At 61.1% G+C, this 2,530-nt stretch carries 3 protein-coding genes; all 3 read right to left on the reverse strand.

The window, feature by feature from the left end; all coding sequences use genetic code 11:
- On the reverse strand, positions 1 to 1,007 hold a 1,007-nt coding region (locus ABYW26_RS13245), incomplete at its 3' end, for an 8-oxoguanine deaminase (RefSeq protein ID WP_372605386.1).
- Between the two features lie 3 nt (positions 1,008 to 1,010).
- Entirely contained in the window at positions 1,011 to 1,811 is an 801-nt protein-coding gene (locus ABYW26_RS13250; RefSeq protein ID WP_372605387.1) for an inositol monophosphatase family protein, read from the reverse strand.
- A gap of 88 nt (positions 1,812 to 1,899) precedes the next feature.
- Positions 1,900 to 2,271, reverse strand: a complete 372-nt coding sequence (locus ABYW26_RS13255; protein ID WP_372605388.1) for a helix-turn-helix domain-containing protein — start codon at positions 2,269 to 2,271, stop codon at positions 1,900 to 1,902.
- Positions 2,272 to 2,530: the final 259 nt, after the last annotated feature.

Here is a 2,530-nt window from a genome sequence, read left to right on the forward strand (position 1 = left end):
ATCGACTGCCGCGCCTCGGCGATCAGGTTGCCGGAGTCGTTGCTGGCCGATCCATCGACCCCCAGACCCACTTTCACCCCCGCATCGCGCATCGCCCGCACCGGGGCAATGCCCGACCCGAGTCTACAATTCGAACATGGGCAATGCGCGACCCCGGTATGAGTCCGGCTAAAAAGTTCAATTTCCGAACTATTCAGCTTGACGCAATGGGCATGCCAGACATCGGCCCCGGTCCAGCCCAGATCTTCGGCATATTGGCCGGGACGACAACCGAACTGTGCCTCGGAATAGGCGATGTCCTCGTCATTCTCGGCAAGATGAGTGTGCATCATCACACCCTTGTCGCGGGCCAGAAGTGCGGCGTCGCGCATCAATTCGCGGCTGACCGAAAACGGCGAACATGGCGCCACGCCAACCCGCACCATCGCGCCTTCGGCCGGGTCGTGGAAGGCGTCGATCACCCGGATACAGTCGTTCAGGATATCGGCCTCGCGTTCGACCAGACTGTCGGGCGGCAGGCCACCGGCGCTTTCGCCGATGCTCATCGCGCCACGGGTCGGATGAAACCGCAGGCCGATTTCCTGCGCCGCATCAATCGTATCCTCCAGCCGCGACCCGTTGGGATAGAGATACAGGTGATCCGAGCTCATCGTGCAGCCCGACAGCGCCAGTTCCGCCAGCCCGATCAGCGCCGAAATCCGCATTTCCTCGGGGCCGAACCGGGACCAGATCGGATACAGCGTCTTCAGCCAGCCAAACAGCAGCGCGTCCTGCCCGCCCGGCACCGCGCGGGTCAGGGTCTGATACAAATGATGGTGGGTGTTCACCAAGCCCGGCGTCACAACACAGCCCTGCGCCAGCACCACCTCGGCCCCGTCCGGCATCAGCCCATGGCCAATCTCGGCAATGATGCCGCCTTTCAGCCGAATGTCAGCCCCGGCCAGCTCGCGCCGGCCGTCGTCCATGGTCAGGATGGCGTCGGCATTGCGGATCAGAACATGATGCATGGTTTAGTCCCCGGCTTTGGACAATATCGCCAGTGCCTCGGCATGAATCTGCGGGTTCGCGGCGGCCAGAACCCGGCCGCCATGCTGGGCCGAGCCGCCTTGCCAGTCAGTGACAATGCCGCCCGCCGCCTCGATCACCGCGATCGGGGCCTGAATGTCATAAGGGTTCAGCCCGGCCTCGACCACCAGATCGATCTGGCCCAGCGCCAACAGCGCATAGGCATAGCAATCCATGCCATAGCGGGTCAGGCGGCATTGGCCGGATAATTCGTGGAACGCCGCACCCTCAGAGGGGGTGCCGACCTCGGGGAAGGTGGTGAACAGCACGGCGTGATCCAACCCGCGCGATGGCAGGGTTTGCAGCGCCCGCCGCCCCTGCGGCGAGGTCATCTCGGCCAGGCCCAGACCGCCGACGAACCGCTCGCCCGTATAGGGTTGGTCGATGATGCCAAATTGCGGCCCGGTCTCGTCGGTCACCGCGATCAGCACGCCCCATGTCGGCGTGCCCGACATATAGCCGCGCGTGCCGTCGATCGGGTCCAGAACCCATGTCAGGCCGCTGGTTCCGATATAGGAGCCGAATTCTTCGCCCAGAATACTGTCATCGGGGCGGTTGCGGTTCAGAAGATCGCGCATTGCCTGCTCGGCGGCCCGGTCGGCAATCGTCACCGGATCGAACCCGCCATCGATCTTGTTCTCGATGCCCAAGGCGCCGCCGCGGAAATGCGCCAGCGTTTCGACACGCGCCACATCGGCCAGCGCATGGGCGATGGCAATCAGCAGGTCACGGTCCTGATCTGTCATGAGAATTCCCCGGCTGCTCGGCCGGGCCAGCCCCGCGCCGCCCTTTGGCGGTAACTCCCGCAGGGCGGCACGTCAAGCCAAGCGCGCCTTAGGCGGCGTCGCTGAGAACGCGGGCCAGTTCAAACAGGCGCCGACGCTGATTTTCCGGGATGGCATAATAGGACCGCACAAGTTCCAGCGCTTCTTTGTCCGACAGGATATCTGCCGGCACGCCTTCGGGCATTTCATGTGCCCCGTCCTTGCGATCCAGCCCTTCAAAGAAAAAGCTGACCGGAACTTCCAGAGCATCCGCAATATCCCACAGGCGCGACGCGCTGACGCGGTTCATGCCGGTTTCGTATTTCTGGATCTGCTGGAACTTGATGCCAACACGTTCGGCCAGTTGTTGTTGGGTCATGCCAACCATCCAACGGCGATGGCGCACGCGCTTGCCTACATGGACGTCTACGGGATGTTTCATGAGCGGACTCCTGTCTTTACCCTTATATAAGCAAGTTTCGTGCCAACCATCATCAAATCTATAGGAATGGATCAATAAATATCTTAATCAACTGGTTTTGTTAAGTTTATTTTTTATTGAATGCAATTTTGCCTCGGCGGGAATACGCCGATTTTTCAGGCGTGACGCGCAATGCGAATTCCCCTCATGCGTGTTTTGCATTTTGCAATGCAATTTGCGAATCTCCTTCTGCTCATTTTCCGCAGAATGCCACGCGCCA

It is taken from the genome of Actibacterium sp. (assembly GCF_041584535.1).
Lineage (GTDB): Bacteria > Pseudomonadota > Alphaproteobacteria > Rhodobacterales > Rhodobacteraceae > Actibacterium_D.